Source organism: Synechococcus sp. R5-15, assembly GCF_047462035.1.
Taxonomy (GTDB): Bacteria; Cyanobacteriota; Cyanobacteriia; order Thermostichales; family Thermostichaceae; genus Thermostichus.
Genome location: NZ_JANSIK010000130.1, coordinates 1 through 1,543, shown reverse-complemented (window position 1 = coordinate 1,543; position 1,543 = coordinate 1). Strand labels below are relative to the sequence as shown.

The following is a 1,543-nucleotide window of genomic DNA, read 5'->3' as shown; positions in this document are numbered from 1 at the left end:
GACGTGGCGGAACGGCAGACGCGCTAGACTTAGGATCTAGTGCCGCAAGGCGTAAGGGTTCAAGTCCCTTCGTCCGCATGAGAATCCCCTACTTCCCCAGCCCCTTTCCCCCAAGAGGGCAGAAGTTCCCCCGGTCAACAGCAATGCTGACTGCCTTACGGTCGCTCGCCAGCAAGCCTAGGAGAGCCAAGGTGACAAAGCAAGCTCTCCCGCCGGCTAAAAGCAGACAGGGACACATCTCCCAGGCTAGAAGGCTTCTCGGTCCGCCTGCAGAGAAACTGGACTGGGTTGCTGCCACGAAAACCTTGGCTCTAGGCCGGAAAGATCACCTGCAGAATTTGCTCGGGGGCAATCGACTCCACCTTCCCATCGGCCCCCTTGACCGCCCGAAACGGCCCCTCTGAAGGCAGCAGCCGCAGCGGGTCGGTGGGCCCAAACAACGCCACCAGCGGCGTCTGCACCGCCACCGCCAAGTGCATAGGAGCACTGTCCACACACAACAGCAGCGTCGCCCCCCCAATCAAGGCCGCCAGCTGCCCCAGCCGGACAGGACGGCTCACCGGCAGCTCCGGCAGTTGCGCCAGAAAGCCCTCCGCCAGCTGCTCATCCTCTGGCCCCACCACCAGCACCAACGGCAGCTCCGGCCGCTGCTCCCGAAAACCCTTGATGACCTTGACCCAGTTGGCAGAGGGATAGATCTTCTGAATTCCCTTCTCCTGCGACAGCTGGCTGGCCCCCGGATGCAACAGCACATAATCTTGAGCGGCATCCCCCAAAAGGCGCTTGCGTTCCTGCTCTGCCCACTCCAGGTCTGCTTTTTTCAGACGAATCTGGGGCAACCCCGCCGGCGCAGCAATGCCAAACCCCTGCACCAGGTCGTGGTACATCTGGGCCGCATACTGGGCCGGCTTCAGGGGCACCGGGTCGGTCAGCCAAGGTCGCCCCGGCCCCGGCGGCGCATAGCCCACCCGCTTGGGAATGCCGGTCAGCCACAACAACAGCTTGACCCCCAAGCTTCGGCCCAGGCTCAGCACCCCGTCATACTGCCGCTCGCGAATGCGCCCCAGCAGGTCGCTGAGATCCCCCAACGACAGCTGTTCTTTGAACGGAAAAGTCAGCACCCGACTCACCGAAGGACAAACCTCGTAGGCAGCCGCCGCCCGCGGCTCCACAACCACCTCCAGCTCCGCCTCAGGAAAGCGCTGCCGCAAACTGGCCAAGGTGGGAAAAAACAAAATCTGATCCCCAATCCCCCCCGGCACCAGAGCCAAAAGGCGGGGGGCCAAAGGCGCTGTGCCGCCAACTGCTCGAGAAGCCACCTGCATAAAGCATCCTGTAGAAAGCGGTATCCAGGGATCCCTGGCTCAGGACATCCCGCGCTTACTCTATCTCAGATTGCAGACCTTCAGGACAGGCTGGGCAGACCGGTTCCAGCCCCCTGCTGGCCCAGAGCGTTGTCTACCCAGGCTCTCATCCGCGATGATGGGCTGTGGCCGCCACCTTCTGCAAAGGCAGCACCATGACGGAGGAGCCGATTCCGCTG

The 1,543-nt window shown here is 62.8% G+C and carries 1 protein-coding gene; it reads right to left on the bottom strand.

Going from position 1 to position 1,543, the window contains the following annotated elements; all coding sequences use genetic code 11:
- Positions 1 to 311 precede the first annotated feature (311 nt).
- Entirely contained in the window at positions 312 to 1,325 is a 1,014-nt protein-coding gene (locus tag NW839_RS11075) for a glycosyltransferase family 9 protein (RefSeq protein ID WP_314136808.1), read from the bottom strand.
- Positions 1,326 to 1,543: the final 218 nt, after the last annotated feature.